This window comes from Botrimarina hoheduenensis (assembly GCF_007859815.1).
Classification (GTDB): domain Bacteria; phylum Planctomycetota; class Planctomycetia; order Pirellulales; family Lacipirellulaceae; genus Botrimarina; species Botrimarina hoheduenensis.
In genome coordinates, this window is the sequence record NZ_SJPH01000002.1 from 400,481 (window position 1) to 422,549 (window position 22,069).

18 protein-coding genes are annotated in these 22,069 nt (G+C 63.2%); 5 read left to right on the forward strand and 13 right to left on the reverse strand.

The features are described from left to right. The first annotated feature begins 34 nt into the window (after nucleotides 1-34). On the forward strand, nucleotides 35-1,027 hold the full coding sequence (locus Pla111_RS05365) for an NAD(P)-dependent alcohol dehydrogenase (protein WP_146572143.1): 993 nt from the start codon (nucleotides 35-37) through the stop codon (nucleotides 1,025-1,027). A 37-nt stretch (nucleotides 1,028-1,064) separates the two neighbouring features. On the opposite strand, the gene Pla111_RS05370 is transcribed toward Pla111_RS05365, so the two are convergent. The 6 genes from Pla111_RS05370 to allB form a co-directional block, all read right to left on the reverse strand. Continuing rightward, complete coding sequence (locus Pla111_RS05370) at nucleotides 1,065-1,703, reverse strand: 3-keto-disaccharide hydrolase (RefSeq protein WP_146572144.1); 639 nt, start codon at nucleotides 1,701-1,703, stop codon at nucleotides 1,065-1,067. Nucleotides 1,704-1,756: 53 nt separating this feature from the next. Beyond that, the gene (locus Pla111_RS05375) at nucleotides 1,757-2,779 is read right to left on the reverse strand and encodes an N-acetylmuramoyl-L-alanine amidase (RefSeq protein WP_146572146.1); all 1,023 of its coding nucleotides are present in this window, start codon (nucleotides 2,777-2,779) and stop codon (nucleotides 1,757-1,759) included. Nucleotides 2,780-2,845: 66 nt separating this feature from the next. Continuing rightward, on the reverse strand, nucleotides 2,846-3,955 hold the full coding sequence (locus Pla111_RS05380; RefSeq protein WP_146572148.1) for a pyridoxal-phosphate-dependent aminotransferase family protein: 1,110 nt from the start codon (nucleotides 3,953-3,955) through the stop codon (nucleotides 2,846-2,848). Nucleotides 3,956-4,035: 80 nt separating this feature from the next. Then, entirely contained in the window at nucleotides 4,036-4,377 is a 342-nt protein-coding gene (uraH, locus tag Pla111_RS05385; protein ID WP_146572150.1) for a hydroxyisourate hydrolase, read from the reverse strand. Then, nucleotides 4,374-4,922 carry a 2-oxo-4-hydroxy-4-carboxy-5-ureidoimidazoline decarboxylase gene (gene uraD / locus Pla111_RS05390; RefSeq protein WP_146572152.1) on the reverse strand — a complete coding sequence of 183 codons (549 nt, stop codon included), beginning with the start codon at nucleotides 4,920-4,922 and terminating at the stop codon, nucleotides 4,374-4,376. The genes uraH and uraD overlap by 4 nt, the downstream gene beginning before the upstream one ends. Beyond that, nucleotides 4,919-6,235 (reverse strand): allantoinase AllB, encoded by a 1,317-nt coding sequence (allB, locus tag Pla111_RS05395; protein WP_197524780.1) that lies wholly within the window; start codon nucleotides 6,233-6,235, stop codon nucleotides 4,919-4,921. Before allB ends, uraD begins: the two co-directional genes overlap by 4 nt. Nucleotides 6,236-6,315: 80 nt before the next feature. Here allB and pucL point away from each other — a divergent pair, with 80 nt between their 5' ends. Continuing rightward, a complete protein-coding gene (gene pucL, locus Pla111_RS05400) occupies nucleotides 6,316-7,167 on the forward strand; it encodes a factor-independent urate hydroxylase (protein ID WP_197524781.1) in 852 nt (283 codons plus the stop codon). A gap of 21 nt (nucleotides 7,168-7,188) precedes the next feature. Here pucL and Pla111_RS05405 read toward each other — a convergent pair whose 3' ends face one another. The 3 genes from Pla111_RS05405 to Pla111_RS05415 are packed head-to-tail and all read right to left on the reverse strand — an operon-like array spanning nucleotide 7,189 to nucleotide 10,600. Beyond that, nucleotides 7,189-8,439, reverse strand: coding sequence for a M20 family metallo-hydrolase (locus Pla111_RS05405; protein WP_146572156.1), 1,251 nt, complete (start codon nucleotides 8,437-8,439; stop codon nucleotides 7,189-7,191). A gap of 44 nt (nucleotides 8,440-8,483) precedes the next feature. Next, nucleotides 8,484-9,284 (reverse strand): (S)-ureidoglycine aminohydrolase, encoded by an 801-nt coding sequence (allE, locus tag Pla111_RS05410; protein WP_197524782.1) that lies wholly within the window; start codon nucleotides 9,282-9,284, stop codon nucleotides 8,484-8,486. After that, nucleotides 9,281-10,600 carry an allantoate amidohydrolase gene (locus Pla111_RS05415; protein WP_197524783.1) on the reverse strand — a complete coding sequence of 440 codons (1,320 nt, stop codon included), beginning with the start codon at nucleotides 10,598-10,600 and terminating at the stop codon, nucleotides 9,281-9,283. Before Pla111_RS05415 ends, allE begins: the two co-directional genes overlap by 4 nt. A 118-nt stretch (nucleotides 10,601-10,718) precedes the next feature. Between Pla111_RS05415 and Pla111_RS05420 the strand changes: the two genes are divergently transcribed. Both Pla111_RS05420 and xdhB read left to right on the forward strand, forming a co-directional pair. Then, entirely contained in the window at nucleotides 10,719-12,332 is a 1,614-nt protein-coding gene (locus Pla111_RS05420) for a xanthine dehydrogenase small subunit (protein ID WP_197524784.1), read from the forward strand. 53 nt (nucleotides 12,333-12,385) lie between these two features. Further along, nucleotides 12,386-14,752, forward strand: a complete 2,367-nt coding sequence (xdhB, locus tag Pla111_RS05425) for a xanthine dehydrogenase molybdopterin binding subunit (RefSeq protein WP_146572162.1) — start codon at nucleotides 12,386-12,388, stop codon at nucleotides 14,750-14,752. Between the two features lie 223 nt (nucleotides 14,753-14,975). On the opposite strand, the gene Pla111_RS05430 is transcribed toward xdhB, so the two are convergent. The 3 genes from Pla111_RS05430 to Pla111_RS05440 form a co-directional block, all read right to left on the reverse strand. Further along, nucleotides 14,976-15,671 (reverse strand): PEP-CTERM sorting domain-containing protein, encoded by a 696-nt coding sequence (locus Pla111_RS05430; RefSeq protein ID WP_146572164.1) that lies wholly within the window; start codon nucleotides 15,669-15,671, stop codon nucleotides 14,976-14,978. A 953-nt stretch (nucleotides 15,672-16,624) separates the two neighbouring features. Then, the gene (locus Pla111_RS05435) at nucleotides 16,625-17,899 is read right to left on the reverse strand and encodes a DUF1501 domain-containing protein (protein ID WP_231930765.1); all 1,275 of its coding nucleotides are present in this window, start codon (nucleotides 17,897-17,899) and stop codon (nucleotides 16,625-16,627) included. A gap of 66 nt (nucleotides 17,900-17,965) precedes the next feature. Next, nucleotides 17,966-19,723 (reverse strand): DUF1549 domain-containing protein, encoded by a 1,758-nt coding sequence (locus Pla111_RS05440; RefSeq protein ID WP_146572165.1) that lies wholly within the window; start codon nucleotides 19,721-19,723, stop codon nucleotides 17,966-17,968. Between the two features lie 837 nt (nucleotides 19,724-20,560). Between Pla111_RS05440 and Pla111_RS05445 the strand changes: the two genes are divergently transcribed. Next, complete coding sequence (locus Pla111_RS05445) at nucleotides 20,561-20,899, forward strand: hypothetical protein (protein ID WP_146572167.1); 339 nt, start codon at nucleotides 20,561-20,563, stop codon at nucleotides 20,897-20,899. A gap of 160 nt (nucleotides 20,900-21,059) precedes the next feature. On the opposite strand, the gene sdhB is transcribed toward Pla111_RS05445, so the two are convergent. Beyond that, a complete protein-coding gene (gene sdhB, locus Pla111_RS05450; protein WP_146572169.1) occupies nucleotides 21,060-21,911 on the reverse strand; it encodes a succinate dehydrogenase iron-sulfur subunit in 852 nt (283 codons plus the stop codon). Nucleotides 21,912-22,069 lie beyond the last annotated feature (158 nt).

Genomic DNA, 22,069 nt, shown 5'->3' on the forward strand with positions numbered 1-22,069 from the left:
CCCTCCTTGAGATCCCCTGGTGTTGCAAAAGCAGATGAATCCTGGAGAAATGATGAGGGCGCTGGTCCGCGAAGTGTATGGCAACCCCGACGTGTTGCGTATCGCCGAAGTCCCGAAGCCCTGCCCCGGACCGGGCGAGCTGCTGGTGAAAGTCCACGCCGCGTCGGTTGCGAAAGCAGACTGGGAGATCCTCCGAGGCAAGCCCGTGTGGGTCAAGCTGTCGGGGTTTGGGCTGTTCCGTCCGAAAGCGAAGATTCTTGGTTACAACTTCGCCGGACGTGTCGAAGGGGTCGGACCCGAGGTTTCGCGATTCAATTTGGGCGACGAGATTTTTGGCGACACGCTCCTGCACGGCTTGGGCGCGTTCGCCGAGTGGTTGTGCGTTCCGCAAGACGCCGCGATCACCACCCGCCCGCCCGGGCTTTCGCCCGAAGCGGCCGCCTGCCTTCCTGAATCCGGCTTGATCGCGCTGCAGGCCCTGCGAGACCATGTCGATCTCCAACCAGGGCAACGGGTGCTGATCAACGGTGCCGGCGGCGGCACGGGGACCTTGGCGATTCAGCTGGCAAAGATCAGGGGAACCGAAGTGACGGCGGTGGATCACACCGCGAAATTTGATCGCCTGCGCGCGCTGGGTGCCGACCACGTTTTGGACTTCATGCACGCCGACTTTAATCTGCCGGACGATCGCTACGACCTGATTCTCGACATCGTCGGTGTTGGCTCACTGCGTCGCTGGAGGCGGTCCCTGCGTGCGGGCGGCGTCTATCTGACCGTGGGCGGATCAATCGGCTATTTGCTCAAGACGCTGTTGCTGGGTGGTGTTTCGCGGTTGTGCCGTGGCAAGCGAGTGCGTGTGTTCGCGCTCCGCCACAACGTGCCCGACCTGGTTCAACTCGCCGACCTGGCGCTCCGCGGCGAAGTGACACCCGTTATCGATCGCCGCTACACGCTCGACCAAACCGCCGAAGCCATAAGCTATGTGGGGGCGGGCCGGTCGATCGGCAAGCTCGTGATCACGCCGTGATCCGTTCCGAGGCGTGCCGTCCCTCGCTGTGCGTCGCTCAGTCGAACGGCTTGACCTCGATCTTACGGAAGCGCGCGGTGCTGCCCGGGTCGTGCCCCTGCAGTGCGATCGTGCCGTGCGACAACAGGCGCCCGCCCCGTCGATTCGGCTGGCTGTCCGCATCATCGGGCTCGGTATAGTCCGTCACGACTTGGTCGTTCACTTTCACAATGATCCGTTTGCCACGGACGATCACGTGCTGAGTGAACCACTCGTTGTCGCGGACGGGCGAGACATCCATCACGTCGGCAATGTCGTAGAGCCCGCCCGTTTTCTTGCGGTCGGACTGCGTGTTGTTGAGCTGCGCCTCATAGCCGCGTTCGGGCCAACCGACATCTTGATACTCCGTGTGGAAGTACATGCCCGAGTTCGAGCCGGGCTCGAGCATCACCTCGCACCGCCACTCAAAGTTACGGAAATCGGCCTTGCATACGGGCCCGACGTAGTAGAGATGCGATCGCTCGCCATTCGCGACAATTAAGCCCTCTTCCACCCGGAAGGTCTCGGGGTGCTCCGAAGCGCGCCAGCCCGTTAGGTCTTTCCCGTTAAACAACGAGACCCAATCGTTTGCCGAGGCGGTAGAGAAACCGCTAACCAAGAGCGCCACGGAGAGCGCTAAGCTTATCGATCGCGTCATGGAAAATTTCCGATACCTAGGAAAAGAGATCGAGCACGGGGATACGAAAACGATCAACCCCCCTCGGCGTTGTTGAGCAACTGCTGGGCTCCGCCCACGATCCGCCGCCAGTTGAGTGCCGGGCCTGGATCGGTCTTGTTATCTTGAATGTGGTAGTGGCCCAGAACGCCTTGGTAGGCACGCAGCTCGGGATCGTCCAGCTTGCGCGGAAAGACCTCGCCCGAACTGTCTTGGGGGTAGGTGCACTTCAGATTCGGAAAAACCCGGCAGAGCGTGGCGGTCAGCTTGGTGAGCGAGTCGTACTGTTCGGCGGTGAAATCGTACTGATAGAGTTGCGTCCCCTGGATTTCACCCACCACTAGCTCGTTGCGCGCCGGTCGGCCGACAAAGTCGGGCGACCGAACGCCTAACCCGCCGATGCCGTTGCCGATCCGTTCGGGCACCGTGAGTCGCACCCGTCCGTCGGGATCGGTCGTGTACCAGCGGTCGAGCGTTTGACGAGTCTTGGCGGTGTAAGCACCGATGTGCGCGATTTCAACACCGACCGAGCGCCCGTTGCTGGTTGTGGCATGCCAAGCCCGCTCCTTGAGGTCGAGCGTTTGGTAGATCGTGCCGTCGATGTCCACCATAAAGTGGACACTCAGGCAGCGTGCATCGTGCAGCACCTGGAAGCACCGCCGGCTCACACCGCACACGTCGTAGTGCAGCACGAACTGGTCGACGACCCCCTGCAACTCATCGAGCGACCATCCGCCGCCCCGCAGGCGTTCGATCGCCTCGGGCGTGAGCGTCTCCTTCCGCAGACTGTAGCGGTTGGGCGAATCGAGGCTGGCGTCCTCTTTCGATTCGTCCCACTCGGCTCGCTCCCAGGGGCTGAAGCGCCGCTCAACGCGGTAAGCGTCGTACCCGCCCGGATCCATCCACGTGACCACCGGCGCGGTGGTGTGGAACAGCTGACCGCAAACCACGATCTCGTCTCCCGTACGCGGCAGCGGTTTGCCGGGAGAAAGTTCGTCGGCATGCGAGGTTGCCGCAAGCAGCGTCGCGAAGAGGCAAAGGGAGAGCCGGATTGGCATGAGAGGATCCCGAGGGAGAAAGGGTTGGCCGGGCAGACGTTTCGAGGAAACAATCGTCACGGAGGTTTAGACGGGCTGGGCGACCACCGCGTCCAGCGCGGAGAGAATCGCCGAGACGTTTTCTTCGCGGGCTCCGTGCCCCATGATGCCGATCCGCCAGCATTCGCCAGCGAGTTTACCCAGCCCCCCGCCGATCTCGAGTTGATGTTCCTCCAGCAGTTGCCGCCGCGCCGCTGCTTCGTCGGCGATTGTGTCGGGTACCCGGACCAGATTCAGCATGGGCAAAGAATGCTCGGGGTCGGAGGCGTACTCAAAGCCCCGCTCGACGAGCCCCGCCTTGAGCAGCTCATGGACACGTTGGTGACGCGCCCAGCGGTTTTCGAGACCCTCCTCGAGTGCAAGCCGCAAGGCCTCGTGCAAGCCATAGTTCATGTTGACCGGTGCAGTGTGGTGATACGCCCGGCTGCCGCCCCAATAGTTGCCGACGAGGTTCAGGTCCAGGTACCACGAATTTGCCGGTGTCTTACGGTTGTTGGCCTTGTGCATAGCGCGCTCGGAGAGCGTCACGGGCGATAGCCCCGGCGGGCACGACAGGCATTTTTGTGTGCCGCTGTAAGCGGCGTCCACGCCCCACGCGTCGATCTCAACAGGCAGACCGGTGAGCGAAGTGACACAGTCCATCACCAGCAGCCCGCCGTGCTTGTGCGTCGCCTCGGCCAATCGGTCGAACGGTTGGCAAGCTCCGGTAGAGGTTTCGGCGTGCACGAACGCGACCAGCGCCGGCTTGAGTTCCTCGATCTTGGCGAGGATCTCGTCCGTGTCGAACACTTGCCCCCACTCGGCGTGCAGGTTGTGCACCACGCCGCCAGCTCGCTTTGCTTTGTCGGTAAGCCGACCGCCGAAAACCCCATTGATTCCGATCAGGCAGACGTCGCCGGGCTCAACGAGGTTGTCCATCAGCATCTCGGCACCGGCCGAGCCCGTCCCCGAGCAAGCCAGCGTCATCGCGTTCTCGGTGCGGAACACCAGCTGAAGCATCTCGCGGACCTCGTTCATGATCCGCATGAATGCCGGATCCATATGCCCGATGCAGGGCTTACCGAGCGCTTCGAGTACCGACGGGGCGACGGGCGAAGGTCCGGGGCCGTGCAACAATCGATGGGGGATCTGAAGCATGCAAAAACTTTCGAGGTTCGAGGGGTGAGGAAGACAGTCGGCGGCGAGCAATCAAATTCGATCGAATGCTTTCGTTCTGCTTAGCTGCCGCGATAGGTGGAGTAGCCGTACGGCGAGAGCAGCAAAGGCACGTGATAGTGAGCGCCGTCGCCTGCCACATGAAACGCGATGACGACCCGCGGATAGAACGACTCACGATGCGTGCTGGCAAAGTAGGCCGTCGTTTCGAAGGTGATCTGATAAACGCCGCCCGCGATCTCCTGGGGGGGCAGCAGCGTCGTTACCCGCCCGTCGGCATTGGTCACGCCGTGGCCCAGGGGGGTGGCTTGGTTGTGCTCGTCGAGCCGCGCGAGAGACACCACCACTCCTTCGGCGGGCTGGCCGAGGCTGGTGTCTAGAACGTGCGTTGTGATAGGGCTCATGCGGTATCCCGAGGAAGGGGGACCTCTAGTTTAGCAAGCCGGAGCTGCGTTATCTCCCGTTGCTGGGCGGCAGCGATTGGCAGCTCTTCATCGGGGGGGTTACCTAACCGGCTTTCCAGCAGTGTCAGCATCTGCGGGGCTGACTTGCCGGTAGCGCACACGATAAATAAGTAACCAAAACGGTCCTCATAGGCCTTATTACCGCGGGCGAGTTGGTGCAGGGTATCGTCCTGTGCCGTGGCAGCCCCCGCTTGCTCGCCCGCCGACCACTCGCGGTTGCCCGCGAACCGCATCTTGAGCGAATCAAAATCGCCGATCCGCGGATGGCTGGCGAAGGCCTCGAGCCACGCCTCGCGCGGCATCGCGTTGAATGCGGCATCGACCGCCGACTGAAAGGCCTCGCCCGAGTCGAGCGGCAGTTGTGCCGCAACCCGTTCGCACCACCAGGTCGAACCGCAACAACGCCGCAGCGTCGCCCGTGCTTCGTCGTGTGAAAGCGCGTTGATCGCGGCGAGCGTTGCGGGTTCGATAGATTTGCGATTCATAGGGCGCGTCCCAAGCCTCGTGCAGCCAAGTGTCCGTGGAGGTAGGTCGCTCGGACCACGCCGCGGAGCGTTCGTCCCTCGTAAGGCGTTATCGGGTGACGATGGCACAATTCGCGGCCCACAACCGTGAACGACTCTGCGGGATCGAAGACGATCAGATTGGCGGGGGCACTCGCGCGGATGCCTGCTTCCATCCCCACCAACTCTGCCGGGCGATCGCTGAGCCAACCGACAACCTCACTCAGCGTGTGGCCGCGGCGCGAGGCCTCGGTCCACACGATCGGCAAGGCGAGCTGCAGTGAGCTAATGCCTCCCCACGCCAGATCGAAACGCCCGGTGTCGAGTTGCTTCAACTCGGGCGGGCACGGGGAATGATCGGTTGCGATAAAGTCGATGATCCCCGCGGCCAAACCTTGCCACAGGCCCTCACGGTTGGCGGCGTCACGCAGGGGGGGAGCGCACTTGAACGCGGTCGCTCCGTCGGCGATCTCTTCCGCCGCGAAGGTTAGATAGTGGGGGCACGTTTCGACCGTCAGCGGGAGCCCTTCGGCCCGCGCGGCGGCGATAATCGGCAGGCAGCCCGCATCGGCCAGATGGACAATGTGCGTGCGACAGCGGGTTTCGCGGCACAGGCGGATCAGCAAGCCGATAGCCTCGCGCTCAAACGAGGGCGGCCTGCTGGCCAGATAGTCCGCGTACGAACGCGGATTGGCTAGCGGAGTCACGGGCGTGGCGATTTCGGCGTGCGCAAGCAGCGGTACGCCCCGCGCTGCTAAGAGGGGCATCGCGGCACGCAGGTCGGTTTCGGTGGCGGCGGGAAAGTCGTCGATGCCGCTGTGGCACAGGAACGCTTTCAGGCCCACGATGCCGGCATCGAGCAGCGCGGGTAATTCGGCTACCGAGCCCGGCACAAGCCCGCCGTGAAACGCGACATCAACACTCAGCTTGTCGGCCGCCGCGGCGCGCTTGGTTCGTAGGGCAGCAACCGATGTGGTCACCGGTGAACTGTTCAGGGGCATATCTACCAGGGTGGTGACACCCCCCGCGGCAGCGGCGGCGGTGCCCGTCTCAAACCCTTCCCAGTCAGCGCGGCCCGGTTCGTTCAGGTGCACGTGGGGATCGACCAAGCCCGGCAGAATGGCAAGGTCCCCCAGGTCGATCGCGCTGGCGGCAGTGGGGCCATCGTAGGCCTCGATCGTAGCGATGCGGCCGTCGTGTATCTGGAGCGTGGCGGCTTGCTCTCGCCCCGCCACGATCACACGCCGGCTGCGGAGGCCGACGGGGGGGGCATCGTTAGAGGGAGCGGCTGGCACGCGGCGAGAGGACCGTTAGACTGGTTCTGAATTACTAGAAAATGAAGGCGGATCACTTGCCCCAATCGAGGAAGTCTCTCATGTCAGGACGTCTCACCGCGAACCGCTACGGTAAGCACCAGGTTCGTGTTAGCAAGATCCGCCGTCCGCGCCGAGCACCCGCCAACCAGGAACGTCACGAGTTTGTTGAGTACGCGGTCGATGTTGAGCTGGAGGGCGCTTTTGATGTCGCTTTCACGGCCGGCGATAACCGACCCGTGATCGCCACCGACACGTGCAAGAATACCATTTATGTGCTCGCAAAGGACCATCCACTGGACACGCCCGAATCGTTTGGCGTGGCGATCGTTGAGCATTTCATGGGGCGTTACGAGCACGTGAGCCGCTGCGTAGCGCGGCTCACCGAGACGGTTTGGGACCGATTGAACGACTCACCGCATGGGTTCGTTGCGCGCGATCGGGCAACTCCCACGGCCCGGGTCGAGCTGGCCCGGGGCGGGCAGCCTGTGGTCAACTCGGGCGTTGAGAAGGTGCTGATCGCCAAGACCACCGAGAGCGGCTTTGTCGATTTTCATCGGGACGACCTGCGGACGCTGCCGGATACGGACGATCGTATCCTGGCGACGCAACTCTCAGCGACCTGGACCTACGCCGGCGAAGTCGCTGATTTCGCCGCGGCGCGTGAAGCCATCGTCAACGCTCTCCTGGGTCGATTCCTTGACCACTACAGCCGCAGCGTGCAAGAGACGCTTTACCTGATGGGCCAAGCGGCACTCGAGGCTTGCGCTGACATGCAGGAGATCACGCTCACCATGCCCAACAAGCATCACCTGCTTGCCAATCTAGCACCCTTCCAGCGCGAGAATGCGAACGAAGTCTTCGTCGTCACCGACGAGCCCTTCGGCTACATCACCGGGACGGTTGCCCGCTAGAGGCCGCTAACCGTGCAGCGCTCATTCGGCCAAACGGGCTAGCGTCAGGGCCAGTGTTTCGACGCCTGCCTGCAACGCTTCGGGGGAGGCGTACTCGTCGGGACGGTGCGAGACCCCACCCCGGCACGGGATGAAGATCATCCCCGTTGGCGCGATACGGGCCATGAAGAGCGAGTCGTGGTACGCTCGGCTGACCATCTCTTGATAGGGCAAAGCAAGTTGCTCGGCGGCTTCCCGCGCCGCCGATACCACAAGCGGATCGGCGATCGCCGGCGGGTCGGCGTTAAGCGTGCGCGCCGCCAGCGTGACGCTCCGTTGGTCGGCGATCTGGCGTGTCGCCCGGTCGATCGCGCCCAGGGTTGCGTCGCGGTTCTTGCCATCGATGTCGCGCAGATCGAGCGTGAAGCGCACCCGGCTGGGGATCGAGTTCACGGCACCCGGATGAACGTCGAGCGCGCCGACGGTTGCCACAAGATCGGGGCTGCCGCTCTGGAAGGCCAGTTCCTCGATGCGGGTGATCATGGTGGCGGCCGCGACTAAGGCGTCGCGGCGGACCGGCATCAACACGCCTCCCGCGTGTCCCCCTTCGCCCGTGATGACGAACTCCATGGTCGCGGGCGCGGCGATCGCCGTAACGATCCCGATCGGCAGCTCTGCCGCCTCGAGCAGCGGACCCTGCTCGATGTGCAGCTCGACAAATGCGTGATAGGCACCCGGCTGAAGCGCGACCGAGGATAACGAACCTTTATAGCCGGCTTGCTGCCTGACCGTGTCGTAGTCGTGGCCCGCTTCGTCGGTAAGCTGCCGAAGATCGTCCGGGCTCAGAGCGCCGGCCATGGTGCGGCTGCCGGTGCAGCCAACGCCAAAGCGGGTGGGCTCTTCGCTCGTGAAGAGGATCAGCTCGATCGCCCGGCGGGGAGTGACTCCTTGGCGCTGCAGGGCGCGGATCGCTTCGAGTCCGCCGAGCACGCCCGTCGTGCCGTCGTACATGCCCGCGTGGGGGATGGCGTCCGTGTGCGATCCGGTGGCGACGGCCGGCAGCGTCGGGTCGGTTCCCTCCCAGCGGGCGAACGTGTTGCCGATGGCGTCGCACCGCACCACGAGGCCGGCCGCGTTGCAGAGGGAGATGAAATACTCCCGAGCGCGGCGATCGGTCTCAGTGAAAACAATTCTGGTAACGGCCGGCGGGGGCTCGGGGCAGTCGCTGATCGCCGCCAGCGCGTGCAGCTCGCCGACCAGCTGTTCGGTCGCGATCGGGGGACGAACGCTCATGGTGTTTCTCCAGGCAGGCGCTGCTCTTGGCGGCACGGCGAAGGCTAACGCGGCGTCGTGGCGTCCGGCGTGAGCGGATCCCGGTGGATATCTTTGTAGTAAATGTAGGCGGCCGGTGTCCGGCCCATCGCGACAAACCATTGCGGGCAGTAGGACGCCATCCAAATCGTGTCGCCCGCTTGGACCGGATACCAGGCGTCGCCCAACCGATACACGCCCTGGCCCTGCTTCATGTACAGACCATGTTCCATAACATGGGTCTCGACAAAGGGAAGCGGCGTGCCGGGCTGAAAGGTAAACACGTTCACCGCCATGTCGTACGCCGGTGAGATCGGCAGCAGCGTTGCGAGCAGCGCGTGATCGTCTCCCAGAAAAGGCTCGCACGGAGCTTGGGACAGCTCGCCAACGGTAAGCGCTGGAGCCGCAACGCCCGCCAACGGCTCGTAGCGCTTCTCGAACACGAGCAGCTCCGTCCCCGTCGGAACCATCAGCTCGTAGGCGCTATCGGCGGGCAGATGGGCAAACCCCTCAGTGGCCAGCCGCTGGCCGTTGAGTCTTGCCTCTCCCCGCAGCACATAGATCACCCGCTGCACGCCCGGACTGGCACCGCCGGTGCGACATCCGTCGGCACCGCGCACCAGATACTGAACGAAACGTGGCCCGCCCGGCCCCCCTCGCATCGCGGGGCTGATGAGCACCACGCCTTCGGCGTTGCTCCAGCCAACGATTGGAGAGGGGACGTGACCGTCTGGTGCGATCAAGGCGTGGTCGCGCGCCACCCGTGTCCGCGAGATGCCGAGCGGCAGGCCCGGGAGGCGCGAGGTTGGAATCGGATTGGTGGTCAACGGGAAGTTCCCCCTTGTGTGGCAGATGATTGTTGGGCCGCTAGAAGATGAACAAATCGGGTGAGGACATCGATGGCGATGGCCACGTCTCCCGCTTCAACGCGTTCGTCAGGGTGGTGGCTTATCCCGCCCGGATGGCGCAGAAACAGCATCGCCACCGGAAACCGTGCGGATAGCGGGACCGCGTCGTGCCCCGCGCCGCTCGGCAAATGCCGGGTCGTAATCTGTGCCTCGGCTGCCGAGCGCGCTAGCAGCTCACTAAGCTGCGGGTCCATGCACACTGCTTTTTGAGCGCTGTTTTCTAATACGTGGAACTGGAGTCCGTCTGAATCGGCGATGCGTTTTCCTTCGGCCAATGCAGCGGCGACGGCTTCTTCGCGCACCGCGTCTTCGGCGTGACGCACATCGAGCGACAGCGTAACCCGTTCGGGGATGACGTTCGGTGCGTTGGGCGTGATCTCAACGCGGCCGATGGTCGCGCGCAGGTCGTCGGCTGAGCGGCCAATCGCACGAACGCGACGGATCAATCGCGAGGCACTCACCAGAGCATCGCGGCGCCCTTTCATCGGCGTTGTGCCGGCGTGTCCCGCTTCGCCAACAAATTCGATCCGCAGCCGAGACTGACCAACAATGCACGTGACGATTCCGAGCGGTGCGTCGGTGCCTTCCAGAACGGGCCCCTGTTCCAGATGCGGTTCGATATAGCCGATCACCTGATCGGGATCGTAGGCCGCGGAGGCGATGCGTGTCGGATCCAGACCGAACCCCGCGATGGCGTCGCGCATCGCGATGCCTTGCCCGTCGATCCGCTCGAGCCACTCGGTCTGAAACATTCCTGCGATCGCGGCGCTGCCGAGATAAGGCTTGTTGTAGCGCACACCTTCCTCTTCGCTGAACCCGACAACATCCAGATGGAACGGGAGCGGTGTCTGTCCGAGAGCCTGGCACAAGGCGTGGGCGATCAGCACACCAAGCACCCCGTCGTAGGCCCCGCCGCCCGGGACGGAATCCAGGTGCGAGCCCATCAGCAGGATCGGCGCGTCCGCGGAGGTGGCTTGGCGGCGGGCGATCAGATTGCCGGCGTCATCAACACGCGGTTCGAGGCCGATCGCCTCGCTCCAGGCGGCCAGACGCTGATGAACCTCAGCCAGGGGGGCGGTCAGATAACGCCGCGTGATACGGCCCGGCTCTTCGGTGAGTTGCGCGAGCGTATAACAGCGCTGCATGACCTCTGCGGCCAGCCGTTGGGCCTGCGAACTGGCCGGGGATGCTGTGGCCGAAGCGGTATCGGTGAGCGGGGGGGGCGAGTGGGACACGATCGGCGGAATTGACCCCTGTGGAAGACTGATCTAAGGTGCGGTTAGGCGGAGGCAGGGGTGCCAAGGTGGCTCTCCTGTCGGCTTGGTCATCCTCTGCACGGTCAATTATCAGACCTTGCCGACCTCACACTCTACCAGCCCGGGCGGTGTCTCGGGCCCCGCCATGCGAGATCATCTGGTCTTCTACCTGAACGGACAGCGTCATACGGCTGGTGCCAGCGAGGCGACGCTCACGCTCAGCGAGTACCTCCGCGACGGGCACGGATCGGCGGGACGCCTGTGCGGCACGAAGATCGCCTGTGCCGAAGGCGATTGCGGGGCTTGCACCGTCTTGGTCGGCAAGCCCGTGCCCGGGGAGGATCGCCTCGTCTATGAAACCCTTGATGCGTGTATCGCCTTTGTGTTTCAGATGGATCGCCGCCATGTGGTAACGGTGGAAGGCGTTGGGGGAAAGCCGGAAACCACGCCCGCAACCAGGCTAACTCCCCCCCAACAGGCGATGGTGATTTGCCACGGCAGCCAGTGCGGCTACTGCACGCCGGGCTTTGTCATGGCGTTGCACGGCCTTGCCGAAGCGGCGAGCCAAGACGTTCCGCCGAAAGGCTACAGCGAAGACGAGTTGAGACTGGGGCTCTCGGGTAATCTGTGCCGTTGCACGGGCTACGAGCAGATTCTCGAAGCGGGCCGATCGCTCGCCGCGCAAACGGTTGGTCCGTTGGACCAGCGTTACGACGCCGCCGCGATCTGCGCGGATTTTGCCCAGCTCGGAGAGACCAGTGTTCGACTTGGTGGCAGCAACGCTCCCCCAAACGGTGCCCCCAACGGTTCGATAAAGGTTCTTACGAAGGGACCGGCACACGATGCGGCAGCCACCAGCGGGGGTATCTTTCTCCCCGCAACCCTCGATGAACTGCTCACCCATCGGGCCGCCTACCCCTCTGCCCGGCTCGTGAGCGGTGCGACTGACTTGGGGGTTCAACGCAACCATCGCAAGATCACCATTCATGACGTGATCCTGACGACGCGCGTGCCCGAGCTGGATCGGTTGGAGGTGCAAGACGGCGTGCTGCACGTTGGTGCCGCGGTGTCGTGGTCACGGCTAGAAGCCTTCACACGCGAGCTCTTGCCCGCGTACCACGCGATCCTCACCCGCTTTGGTAGCCCCCAGGTGCGCAACGCTGGCTCGCTGGTGGGGAACTTGGCCAATGCCTCGCCCATCGCGGACTCGATCCCCTTTCATTACGTCGCTTGCTCAACGCTTGAACTGGCGAGCGTTCGTGGCGTGCGGAGCGTGCCGATCGCGGATTTTTACCAGGGCTACAAGCAACTCGACCTGGCACCCGACGAAGTCATCACCAATCTCGCCACCCCGCTTCCTACGCAAGACGTTGCGTTGCGGCTGTACAAGATTTCCAAACGCCGCGACATGGATATCAGCACGGTCACGATGGCGTTCTGGATCGAACGTAAAAAGGATCGGATCGACTCAGTGCGTTTGGCTGCAGGCGGCGTCGGGCCGACGGTGGTTCGCTTGCCGCGTGCCGAGGCGGCGCTGCGGGACGGCGAATTCACTCTGGAGGCAATGCGCGCAGCGGGCCGCCTCGCGCGAGAAGAGATCACCCCTTTGACCGACGTCCGCGGTGCGGCCGCGTACCGCCTCCAATTGGTTGAGAACCTGTTCGCTAAGTGCTGGCACGAGTTGGCCGGCACGGCCGCCGTTCGCGCTTAGTCAGCCCCTATTTCGCCCTCAATTAGCCATGCTTAGCTCCAAGGCGTAGCCCGATGCCGTCGTCAGGAAAATCGCTGCCGCACGATTCCGCGCACGGCCACGTGACGGGCGGTGCGCGCTATATCGACGACTTGCCGCGTCAGGCGGGAGAGTTGTGGGTCGGATTTGTCGGCTCGCCGGTTGCCTCGGGAAAGATCCGCTCGCTCGATCTCTCGGAAGCACGCGAGGTTCCTGGAGTTGTCTGTCTGCTCACGCATCAAGACCTGGGCGGCCCCAATCACTTTGGCCCGATCATCAGCGACGAGCCCTTCCTCGCCGAGGAAGCGCTCGCGTATCTCACTCAGCCGGTCGTTGTGATCGGTGCGACAACGCTTGATGCCCTGCACGCGGCGCGGCAGCTTGTGCGGATCGAGTGCGAGCCGCTTGAGCCGATTCTGACGATCGACGAAGCCTTATCCGCCGGCTCGTTCATCGGCCCCAAGCGGCGTATGACGAGCCCCGGAGCTGAAGACGACGCCCGCTTCGAGGCCGCCTTTGCGACGGCCCCCCATACCCTCAGCGGGCGGTTTTTTTCCAAGGGACAGGAACAGTTCTACTTCGAGACGCAGGCAGCGCTCGCCTTGCCGGGCGAAGCCGGCGACGTGCGCGTGATCTCTTCAACTCAGAACCCTACCGAAACCCAGGCGGTCGTTGCCGAGGCGCTGGGCCTCGGCATGCATGAAGTGGTCTGCGAGTGCCATCGCATGGGGGGCGGCTTCGGCGGCAAAGAGACCCAATCGGCCATTCCTGCGGTGATGGCCGCCATGGTTGCCCGTCACACGGGACGCCCGGCCCGCGTCGTTCTCGATCGGCACGATGACATGCTCGTCACCGGCAAACGGCACGCCTATCAAACCGACTATCGTGTCGCGTTTGACGAGTCGGGGCGGTTGCTTGCCGCCCAGATGGCTTTCTATAGCAACGGCGGTGCCTTCGCGGACCTGTCCACATCGGTCATGGAGCGCACGATGCTCCACGCCGACAACGCCTATTATGTGCCGCTGATGCGTGTGACGGGGCAGGTGTGCCGCACGAATCTGCCGCCCAACACCGCGTTTCGGGGCTTCGGCGGGCCGCAGGGCGTGGCGGTCATCGAGAACTGTCTGGAAGACATCGCCCGGGTTGTCGGCCGTGACCCGATCGATGTCCGCCGCACAAACCTCTACCGCGATGGCGATCCCCAGCGCAGCGTCACGCAGTACGGTCAGATTGTCCGCGATCACGTTCTTGCTGAGATCGTGGCCGAGCTCGAGGCCTCGTCCGACTATCGCCGCCGCCGCGAAGCGATCGACCGCTTCAACGCCACGAGCCAAACTCACTGCAAAGGCCTCGCTCTTTCAACGATCAAGTTCGGCATCTCGTTCACCACCAAGTTTCTCAACCAGGCAAACGCCCTGGTGAATCTCTACACGGACGGGACCGTTCAGGTTTCGACCGGCGGCACCGAGATGGGCCAGGGGCTCAACACGAAGATCCGTCAGCTTGTGGCCGATGAGTTTGGTCTCGCGCCCGAACGGGTCCGGGTCATGCCCACCACAACCGAAAAGAACCACAACACCTCGCCCACCGCCGCCAGCGCGGGCACCGACCTGAACGGTGCCGCTGCCCTGGAAGCCTGTGCTCAGATCAAAGCCCGCATGCAGTCGTATGCCGCCCGGCTGCTGGAAAACACCGAGCGCGGGCTTGTTGCGGCGGCAGAGCACATCGTGATCGACGACGGTTGGGTCTACGACGATCGCGACCCCGATCCGAACAACCGCATCGAGTTTGGCCTCTTCTGCGCAATGGCGCGGCGGGAGCGGGTTGACCTGGGGGCGCGCGGCTTCTTCGCCACGCCCGGGGTCGATTACAACCGCGACACAGGACGCGGCAATCCGTTCTTCTATTTCACCACCGGTGCCGCCGTGGCCGAGGTGACCATCGACCGCTTCACGGGAGAGTTGGTGTGTGACCGGGCTGACTTGCTGATGGACATCGGCCGCTCGATCAACCCGGGCGTCGATCGGGGACAGGTGATCGGCGGCTACATTCAAGGAGTGGGGTGGGTCACCAACGAGGACCTTTGCTACGACTCGGCGGGTCGTCTCCTCTCGACGGGCCCCACGACCTACAAGATTCCCAACATCACCGATACGCCGCGCGTCTTTAACGTGGCGTTTAAGGACAACCCCAAGCACCAAAAAAATCTTCGCCAGAGCAAGGCGGTCGGCGAACCGCCGCTGATGCTCGGCTTGGCCGTTTGGCTGGCAGCGAAGAACGCACTCGGGTCAGGTTCTGACGCTAAGGTGTGCGATCTAGCGATCCCTGCAACGGGTGAAGAACTGCTCAACCGGATCGAGGCGCTCTCGTCGAGAAAGCCGGTGCTCATCGCGCGGTCCTAACAGAGAACGGGCCGTTAGAGCGCGGTTCCGATTAGCCTTTGCCTCGCTATCGCACAAACGAATCGTATTTTAGATCACCGCAGACACGACACGTCGGTGCGAAGCACGCTCGATTCCGGTCGGTGATCCAGCATGCCAGCAGCGCGGTAGAAAAAAAGAACGCGGCAGGACCGGTGGTCCTGCCGCGTTCGGAACGCTTCGCGTATTACTGACCCGCTGGGGTTCAGCGACGGCGACGCACCGCGAGGCCGAGTCCGGCCAACCCGATGAGCGCGGCCGAAGTCGGCTCGGGAACAACGTTGTTCAGCGAGTCTACCGAGACCGACACGTTGTCATAGAACATGACCGTGCCGCCGGCGGGGCCGGTCGTGGCTCCGAGCTGCAGGGTCACGCCACCTGAGGTGTCCGGGCCGGCAAAGACCGTGAAGTTGAAGGTCGTCCAGACGTTCGGATCCGGATTGATGCCGAGCGGGGCACCGCCCAGGATTCCGGCCGACGAGGTGCCGCCACCTGCGAGCTCGGTGAAGAATTCAGCGAACGCAACGCCGCCGGGAGCGGCATAGGTTCCGCGTGCATCGAACTGGATGTCGATCTGCTGGCCGGGCGAGATCTGGCCACCAGGAGCAAGATTGGCTTGCTTGATCAGCGAGTTGCCGAACGGCAGGTTGTTGTCGATGCTGCCAGCAAAAGTGCCGCCGCTGGGATTGACGCTCGTGATGGTCTGCTGGTCACTCGGGCCGGGGATGCCGGGGGCAGTCGGGCTGCCGCTGGTGCCGAAGTTCTGCCAGCCGGTGTAGTCGCCGGTTTCAAAACCACCGTTGGTGGTCAGCTCGATGGCCAGGGCGTTGGCGTCGCTGCAGAAGCAGGCGGCAACTGCCACGCTCAGGCCGGCAAGAAAAGTCGATCTCAGGAGATTCATTAGTCACAACTCCAAGGAGGGTTTTCAGGTTGCTTTTCTTCAGCGGTAACACACCACTTGCGAGAAGAACCCGAAACAAAAAAGAGACAAACAAGAGGTCGCAGAACGAGAGCTGATCAAGCTGCCAGAGCGAGAACGTCTTCTCGCAGCGGCACCCGTCAGCCAGATCACGCAGCAGTTAGGGAAAGTCAGCCAACCCGATTGATCGGGTGGAATGATTGAAGCTGAGTAGCGAGCGAAGCAATCAGAAGGCGTTTGAGATAGGCACTCAGCGGCTTAGGCCGCCAAGAGGATCTCCAGTGCCGCGAACGAGAAGAAAGTTGGTTTGCGTCTCGCCTTGATAACCACCGTTTGCAGCGCCGCGCAGTGGTTCGGGTAACAAGACGAGAAACAAAGCGAGAAACAAAAATGACAGTTGACTGTCCGCAGTGTGACCAATTAGCCAAGAGAAATCAACCATTTACGGCGTAATTTTTCCGACAAGACCGCCATTTTTTGATACCAATCCTCCAGTGGTGGCCAAAGCGGTGCGCTGGCGGACGCCCGTCAAGCAGAGCATGGTAACAGTTACAATGCGCATTCCGACGACCTCCTAGCCCGGGATGACGAGGGGGGTTGGGGCTTTCCCTCGCCCTAACCTCAGCGCCTCGCAAGGCTTCTGACGAGGGCAAGGCCGCGAATCTCCTTGAACAACTCATCACCTGAGGTGAAGCGAGACACACTGCAGGTACCTACGCTTTAAGGGGCGTCCCGATGCAGGAGGTGTTTCCCAAAAGCGGCGCCCCAAAGCGGCATCCCCAAAGGGGGACTCGCCAGACAACGCAATCGCTAGGCAACGCACGCGCTAGCAACGCAGCCGAGGGGTTTCATCCGGCTGCCCACCACAACGCGCGTTGGCAAAGACGGATTCGGTGACTTGGCCGAAAAGTGCTGGGGCGCATGCTTTGCAGCGCTCAGCCCAGCAGCTGGCGGATCGGGGTGCCGCCGCCGGCGATCTTCATCGGACGGCCGTTGAGCGACGTGAACTTCGTATCCAGCGAGAGACCCATCGCTTGGCAGACCGTCGCCATGAGGTCTTCTGACGAATGCGATTCCCCTTCAACAGCGGTTCCGTCGGCGCTCGTTTGGCCAATGGCTAAGCCGCCCTGCAACCCCCCGCCGCCGACAACCGCACTCCACGCGCGGGCGTAATGATCGCGGCCAGCGTCGCCGTTGATGCGCGGTGTCCGGCCGAACTCTCCCATGCAGAGGATTACGGTGTCTTGCAGCAGGCCCCGTTCTTGGAGGTCCTCGACCAGTGCGCTCATGCCCTGATCCAGCTGGGGTAGTTTCTGGTCGAGCTGATCGAAACAGCCGGCGTGGAGGTCCCAACCGCCGAAATCGACTTCAACAAACGGTACGCCCGCTTCGACCAACCGCCGCGCGAGCAAGCAGCCGCGGCCGAATCCCGAATCGCCGTACCGCTCCTTAGCGGCCGAGGGTTCCTGGTCCACATCGAACGCCACCATCTGGTCGCTCCGCATGAGCGACACGGTCTTGCCCAACACTTTGGCGTGCTCGCCAGCGGCAGCTCCCCGCCGCTGTTTGGCAAAGCGTCCCTCGATCTCGGCGAGCAGTGCGAGTCGCTCGTTCAGCCGCTCGGCTTCAACTAGCGGCTGAGCGTCGCGCACGCGGCCGCTTTCGTCCACTTGGAACGGTGCGTACGCCATCCCCAAGAACCCGGGGCCTTCGCTAGATCCGCCGATCGAAACGAAGGGCGGGATCTCTAACCCCGAGACCAACGATTCCGTTTGCTGCGCAATCACGGATCCGTAGCTCGGGTGCACGACATTAGGGTTCGGCACAAACCCGGTGTGAAGGTAGTACCGGCCGCGCGTGTGATCCGCCTCGCGGGTGCTCATCGACCGCACGACCGAGAGGTGGTGCATCTGCTTGGCGAGCAACGGCAACCGCTCGCTAATGAGCGCTTCGCCGGTGGTGGCAATCGGCTTAAGCGGCCCGCCAGTGGGCGTGTTGGGCTTGAGATCCCACATGTCGATGGTCGGCGGTCCGCCGTTCATCCACAGCAGCACGGTCGACTTGTGCTGGCGTCGGAGCGTGGCGGCAGCCGCTTCGACCGTCCTGCCGAACGCCAGTGCCGTGGTGCCCAGCGTCGCCGCCCCGGCGAGATGATCCAAGAAGTGCCGCCGCGTCATGCCACGCGGTGTCTGGTGTCGTGAGTGGCTCATGCGAGTTCTTTAGGGCGAGGGGCGTAGCGGGGGCTGCCACCGGTCGGTTGTTTAAGGCGCTTAGCGTTAGTGGTTGAGAATGAACTCGTTGCTGTTGAGCAGGGCCCACCAAACATCGCGCAAGGTTTGGCCAACGTCCCCTGCACGGGTAGCCAGCAGCGCTTCGGCCATCCGGCGCTCGCCCCGTTCCGGCATGCGTGCGAGTGCAGCCAGGTACAGCCGCTCGATCCGCTGGGCATCGGTCTGGGTGGGATCCGCTGCGATGGACGACAAAAACCCTTGCGGCTTCGCGTCGGCGAGGCTCGCCGAACCCGCTGCCGGCGCGGGCCGCCAACGGCTGGTGTCCAGCTCGGTCGCACGCCGCATGACGTCGCTGTTCATCATCGCGAGCGTCTGCGAGATCGATCCGTTGAAGCTCGTCGCCTCGCCGTTCTCATCGTTTTCCTGAGCGGTGGTGAACTGACGCAGCCAACGACGCCTCGCGGCTGCGCGTTCCGTTTCTTCCAAGCCTTCATCGGCCCGGGTCGCGGTGATCAGCGAGTCGTAGATCTGTTCGGCCGAAAGCTGCCGCAGATAGAAGCGACTGTAGAGCGGCGGAACCCCGAGCGACGGATCATCGTCGCGGTTGGAAACGCCGGCTCGGCTGTCCAGCCCGTAAGCGTCGGTCGAGACGATCCACCGCGTGAGCTGCAAGCGATCAAAACCGCTTTGCCGAAACGCTTCGGCCAGGGTTTCGAGCAACTCGGGGTGCGACGCAGGGTTGTGCGGGCCCATGTCTTCGGGCGGTCGCACCATGCCGTAGCCCATGAGCCGAGCCCATTCGCGATTCACGCTCACCCGGGCGAACTCGGGCGATGCGGCGATCAGATCGGCTAGCTCCGCACGCCGGTTCACGCGCGCGAGCCGTCCGGTGTCGCCATCCGTCAACCCGCGCTCGGCCATCACGTCGGCCAGCGGGGTGCCATCGATAAAGGTGGGGTAAGCCACCTTCAGGCGACCGTTGCGTAGCTCGTAGAAGATCTGCGCGCGCTCCGAACCATCGAGCGAAGCCTGACGCAGCACGCCCTGACCCAGGAAGTCGCGATCGACGATCCGGCCGTAACGCCGGTTGCTGTCTTCGTCGCGGATGCGTTCGACACGGGCTTGTCGAAAGAAGGCGTTGAGCTCCCAGAATTGGCTTTGCTTTTGTTCGTTGAAGGGGTGCTCATGGCACTGAGTACACTGCACGCTCACACCCAGAAAGAGCTGTGCGGTGCGGGCGGTTGCCTGAACGCCATCGTCTGCGAGTTTGTCGGCCAAAAAGTTGGCCGCCCCGTTGAAATCTTCGTCTTCAGGGCGCACGCTGCCCGTCGCCGTCACCAGCTGCCGCATCAACTGATCGTGCGGGCGGTTCTCGGCAAACGCCTCGCGCAGGTACTGGACGAGTCCCGGCCGATGGACGGGCGAATTGCCCGTCGTGCCGCCCGTTCGACCGACCAGCAGAATGGCGGCCTCGGTCGCTTGCCAGGCGACGCGCTCGTCGCGGTACTCGTCGCTAAGCAGTCGGTCGATGAGTCGCGTACGGCGCTCAGCGGGCTTTTCGGCAGCGAAGGCCTGCAACTCATCGACGGTCGGAATGCGGCCGATCAGGTCGAGATACAGCCGTCGGGCCCAGGCACCATCGGGAGCGCGGGGCGAGGGGCTGACCCCCGCCAGTTTCCAACTTGCCTTGAGCAGCGCGTCAATTTGCTCGGACGTGGCGTTATCGTCGGCGAGCGTGGGGGCACCACTGACCGCCGCGCTGCTAAGCAACAGTGCGACGCTCAGGACGCTACTGAGCAGCATGCTGAGGGCCTGCTGCCTTGAGGGGCCTAGCGGTTGCAAGCGACGCCCTTCGGTTTCGAGGAGTCGATGGCCCCGGGGCCATGCGCCGGGGTTGGTGATCTTGGTGGTGTTCCAAGTGATCTTAGGCAGCCCAAGCCGGACGCCCTTGTTCTATTGAACACAGCGAACAGGCTAAAGGGTTTATTGTTGCGAAAGAAGTCGCAGGAAAAAGTTGGGCCCAGGGAAACGAACGCACTGAAACGCGTGAGGAGGAGTTCAATAATGCCACAAGTGTTGCATTATTGAACGCATCGAAACGCAACAGGCGAGTCGGGGCCGCCTGTTCCAAAGGCCCCGACTCGCCATGTGGTGAGCGCGTTTTAATCAAGCGGAGCCAGGTACGGCTTCTGTCTCCGCGATCGTAACCCCTTCTCTGCCTTAGGGTATGCGTTACACCGTTGCGTCTGCCTCTCTGTCTGCCGGCCCCAGCGCCTCTTCTGTTCCGACCCCGGTGAGCGTGGCTCATGCTTGGTCGTGGCCAACTGACAGAAGCAGTAGATGCACGCAGCGTGCCAAAAAGGGGGATGTTATCAGACAGGCGTGTCAGAAGGAGTCAAAATGACACCGTTGTGTACTCATTGCGACATCTTTTTGGCGTGGGTGCCCTGCCCACTCCGTGGTCCACGGCCACATTTTCCCGGGAAATATGCGGTTTTGTGTCGGAAGCGTGGTTTGGCATGCCCTCTGCTTTCTTAGGGCTTTCGGCCGACGGATCTTCTGGAACGACCAGGGGACCCGCTCGATCGGCCCAACTTCTCCCCGCGCAGACGCGACAACCGCGTCGAAGGAGCACAAACAATGAACAAGCAATCTCTCGCTAAGCGTCTGTTGATGGCATCCGCCTTGGTCGGAGCCTTTGGTTTTGCGACCTTGGGCACCACGGGCCAAGCCGAAGCCCGGCACTGTGGCCACGGTGGCTACGGTGGATATGGTGGATACGGCGGATACGGTGGCGGCTACGGCAGCTATTACCGCGGTGGCTACGGCGGCGGTTACGGCGGTGGCTACGGTGGCTTTTATGCCCCGCGGGTGGTTTACCAAAGTGGTTACCACGTGGGGCACGGCCATGGACACGGTTTCGTTCCTCGGCAGAGCTTTTACGGCGGCCGTGGCGTTGGAGTAGTGATCGGGTTCTGACCCCATCACGCTCGGCGCTACCCAATGCAGCGAAGGCTGCAAACTCCAAGTAAAACAGCGGCGGCCCGGACTCTCCGGACCGCCGCTCGTTTTTTTGCGCCGCTATTTTTAGTGCGGCGATGCGGGTAGCTGCGTCGACAGCAAGCTAAGTTTCGCCAGATTAGCGATCAAAGAACTTCTTGATCGAGTACACAGTGACCTGGCGCCCCGCCCGGGCGATCGAAGTGGTGAGCGGGATCTCCTTCGGGCAGACCGCGACGCAGTTCTGTGAGTTACCGCAAGCGGCGATTCCACCGGGGCCCATGAGGGCTTCCAACCGCTCGCCGGCCTGCATCTTGCCGGTGGCGTGATCGTTGAACAGCATCGCCTGGCTGATGGCCTGAGCACCAAGAAAGGAGGTGTCGTGCGCCGCGTTCTTCCGCTCTTGGAAGGCTGCATCGCTCTCGCCCGGGTTCGGCTTCAACTCAACCTTCGTGTACTGCGGGCAGGCTTCCAGGCAGCAGCCGCAGGTCATGCACTCCGAAAGCGGGTAGCGAGACTCCTGCGCTGCTTGCGACTCGCGTGGGCCGGCACCGCGGTCCAGATAATCATCAACCGGTACCCAAGCCTGCACCCGTTCCAGAGCGCGGAACATGCGGTCCCGATCGACGACCAAGTCGCGGATCACGGGGAATTTGGTCATCGGCCGCAGCTCGATTTCGCCCGGGCGTTCTTCCAACAGGCGATCCACAAGGGCCGAACAGCTTTGCCGCGTGCGGCCGTTGATGACGATCGTGCACGAGCCACAAACCTCTTCCAGGCAGTTGCAGTCCCAGGCGACGGGGCTAGTCTTCTCGCCGGCGGCGGTCTTCGCCATCCGCGCGATTTTTTGCAACACGCTAATGACGTTCAGGTTCGGCTCGTAGGGAATCCGAAAACGTTCCCACCGCTCCGGCTTGCCGGGGGCGTCTTGCCGCAGCACCCGCACGTCGAAGGTTTTAGGGCGAGCAAAATCCTGATTGGGAGCAATCATCACGCGTTACCGAAAGGGGCAGACCCCGTGCGGGGAGGTTTTTGCAGAACGACCTTACTTTAGGGCGATGGGAGCGAGCCCGCCAGCCGGGCTGGATCGATGGGTACCCCGATCGTAACCGAGCGAACTCGCTGCGGTTTAACTCGGGTGCCGTTTGG

What these genes read in the sequence shown, in the direction of transcription:
- Pla111_RS05365 (WP_146572143.1), top strand. Translation starts at nt 35, where the DNA reads ATGAATCCTGGAGAAATGATGAGGGCGCTGGTCCGCGAAGTGTATGGC.
- Pla111_RS05370 (WP_146572144.1), bottom strand. Translation starts at nt 1,703, where the DNA reads ATGACGCGATCGATAAGCTTAGCGCTCTCCGTGGCGCTCTTGGTTAGC.
- Pla111_RS05375 (WP_146572146.1), bottom strand. Translation starts at nt 2,779, where the DNA reads ATGCCAATCCGGCTCTCCCTTTGCCTCTTCGCGACGCTGCTTGCGGCA.
- Pla111_RS05380 (WP_146572148.1), bottom strand. Translation starts at nt 3,955, where the DNA reads ATGCTTCAGATCCCCCATCGATTGTTGCACGGCCCCGGACCTTCGCCC.
- uraH (WP_146572150.1), bottom strand. Translation starts at nt 4,377, where the DNA reads ATGAGCCCTATCACAACGCACGTTCTAGACACCAGCCTCGGCCAGCCC.
- uraD (WP_146572152.1), bottom strand. Translation starts at nt 4,922, where the DNA reads ATGAATCGCAAATCTATCGAACCCGCAACGCTCGCCGCGATCAACGCG.
- pucL (WP_197524781.1), top strand. Translation starts at nt 6,316, where the DNA reads ATGTCAGGACGTCTCACCGCGAACCGCTACGGTAAGCACCAGGTTCGT.
- Pla111_RS05405 (WP_146572156.1), bottom strand. Translation starts at nt 8,439, where the DNA reads ATGAGCGTTCGTCCCCCGATCGCGACCGAACAGCTGGTCGGCGAGCTG.
- xdhB (WP_146572162.1), top strand. Translation starts at nt 12,386, where the DNA reads ATGCCGTCGTCAGGAAAATCGCTGCCGCACGATTCCGCGCACGGCCAC.
- Pla111_RS05430 (WP_146572164.1), bottom strand. Translation starts at nt 15,671, where the DNA reads ATGAATCTCCTGAGATCGACTTTTCTTGCCGGCCTGAGCGTGGCAGTT.
- Pla111_RS05435 (WP_231930765.1), bottom strand. Translation starts at nt 17,899, where the DNA reads ATGAGCCACTCACGACACCAGACACCGCGTGGCATGACGCGGCGGCAC.
- Pla111_RS05440 (WP_146572165.1), bottom strand. Translation starts at nt 19,723, where the DNA reads ATGCTGCTCAGTAGCGTCCTGAGCGTCGCACTGTTGCTTAGCAGCGCG.
- Pla111_RS05445 (WP_146572167.1), top strand. Translation starts at nt 20,561, where the DNA reads ATGAACAAGCAATCTCTCGCTAAGCGTCTGTTGATGGCATCCGCCTTG.
- sdhB (WP_146572169.1), bottom strand. Translation starts at nt 21,911, where the DNA reads ATGATTGCTCCCAATCAGGATTTTGCTCGCCCTAAAACCTTCGACGTG.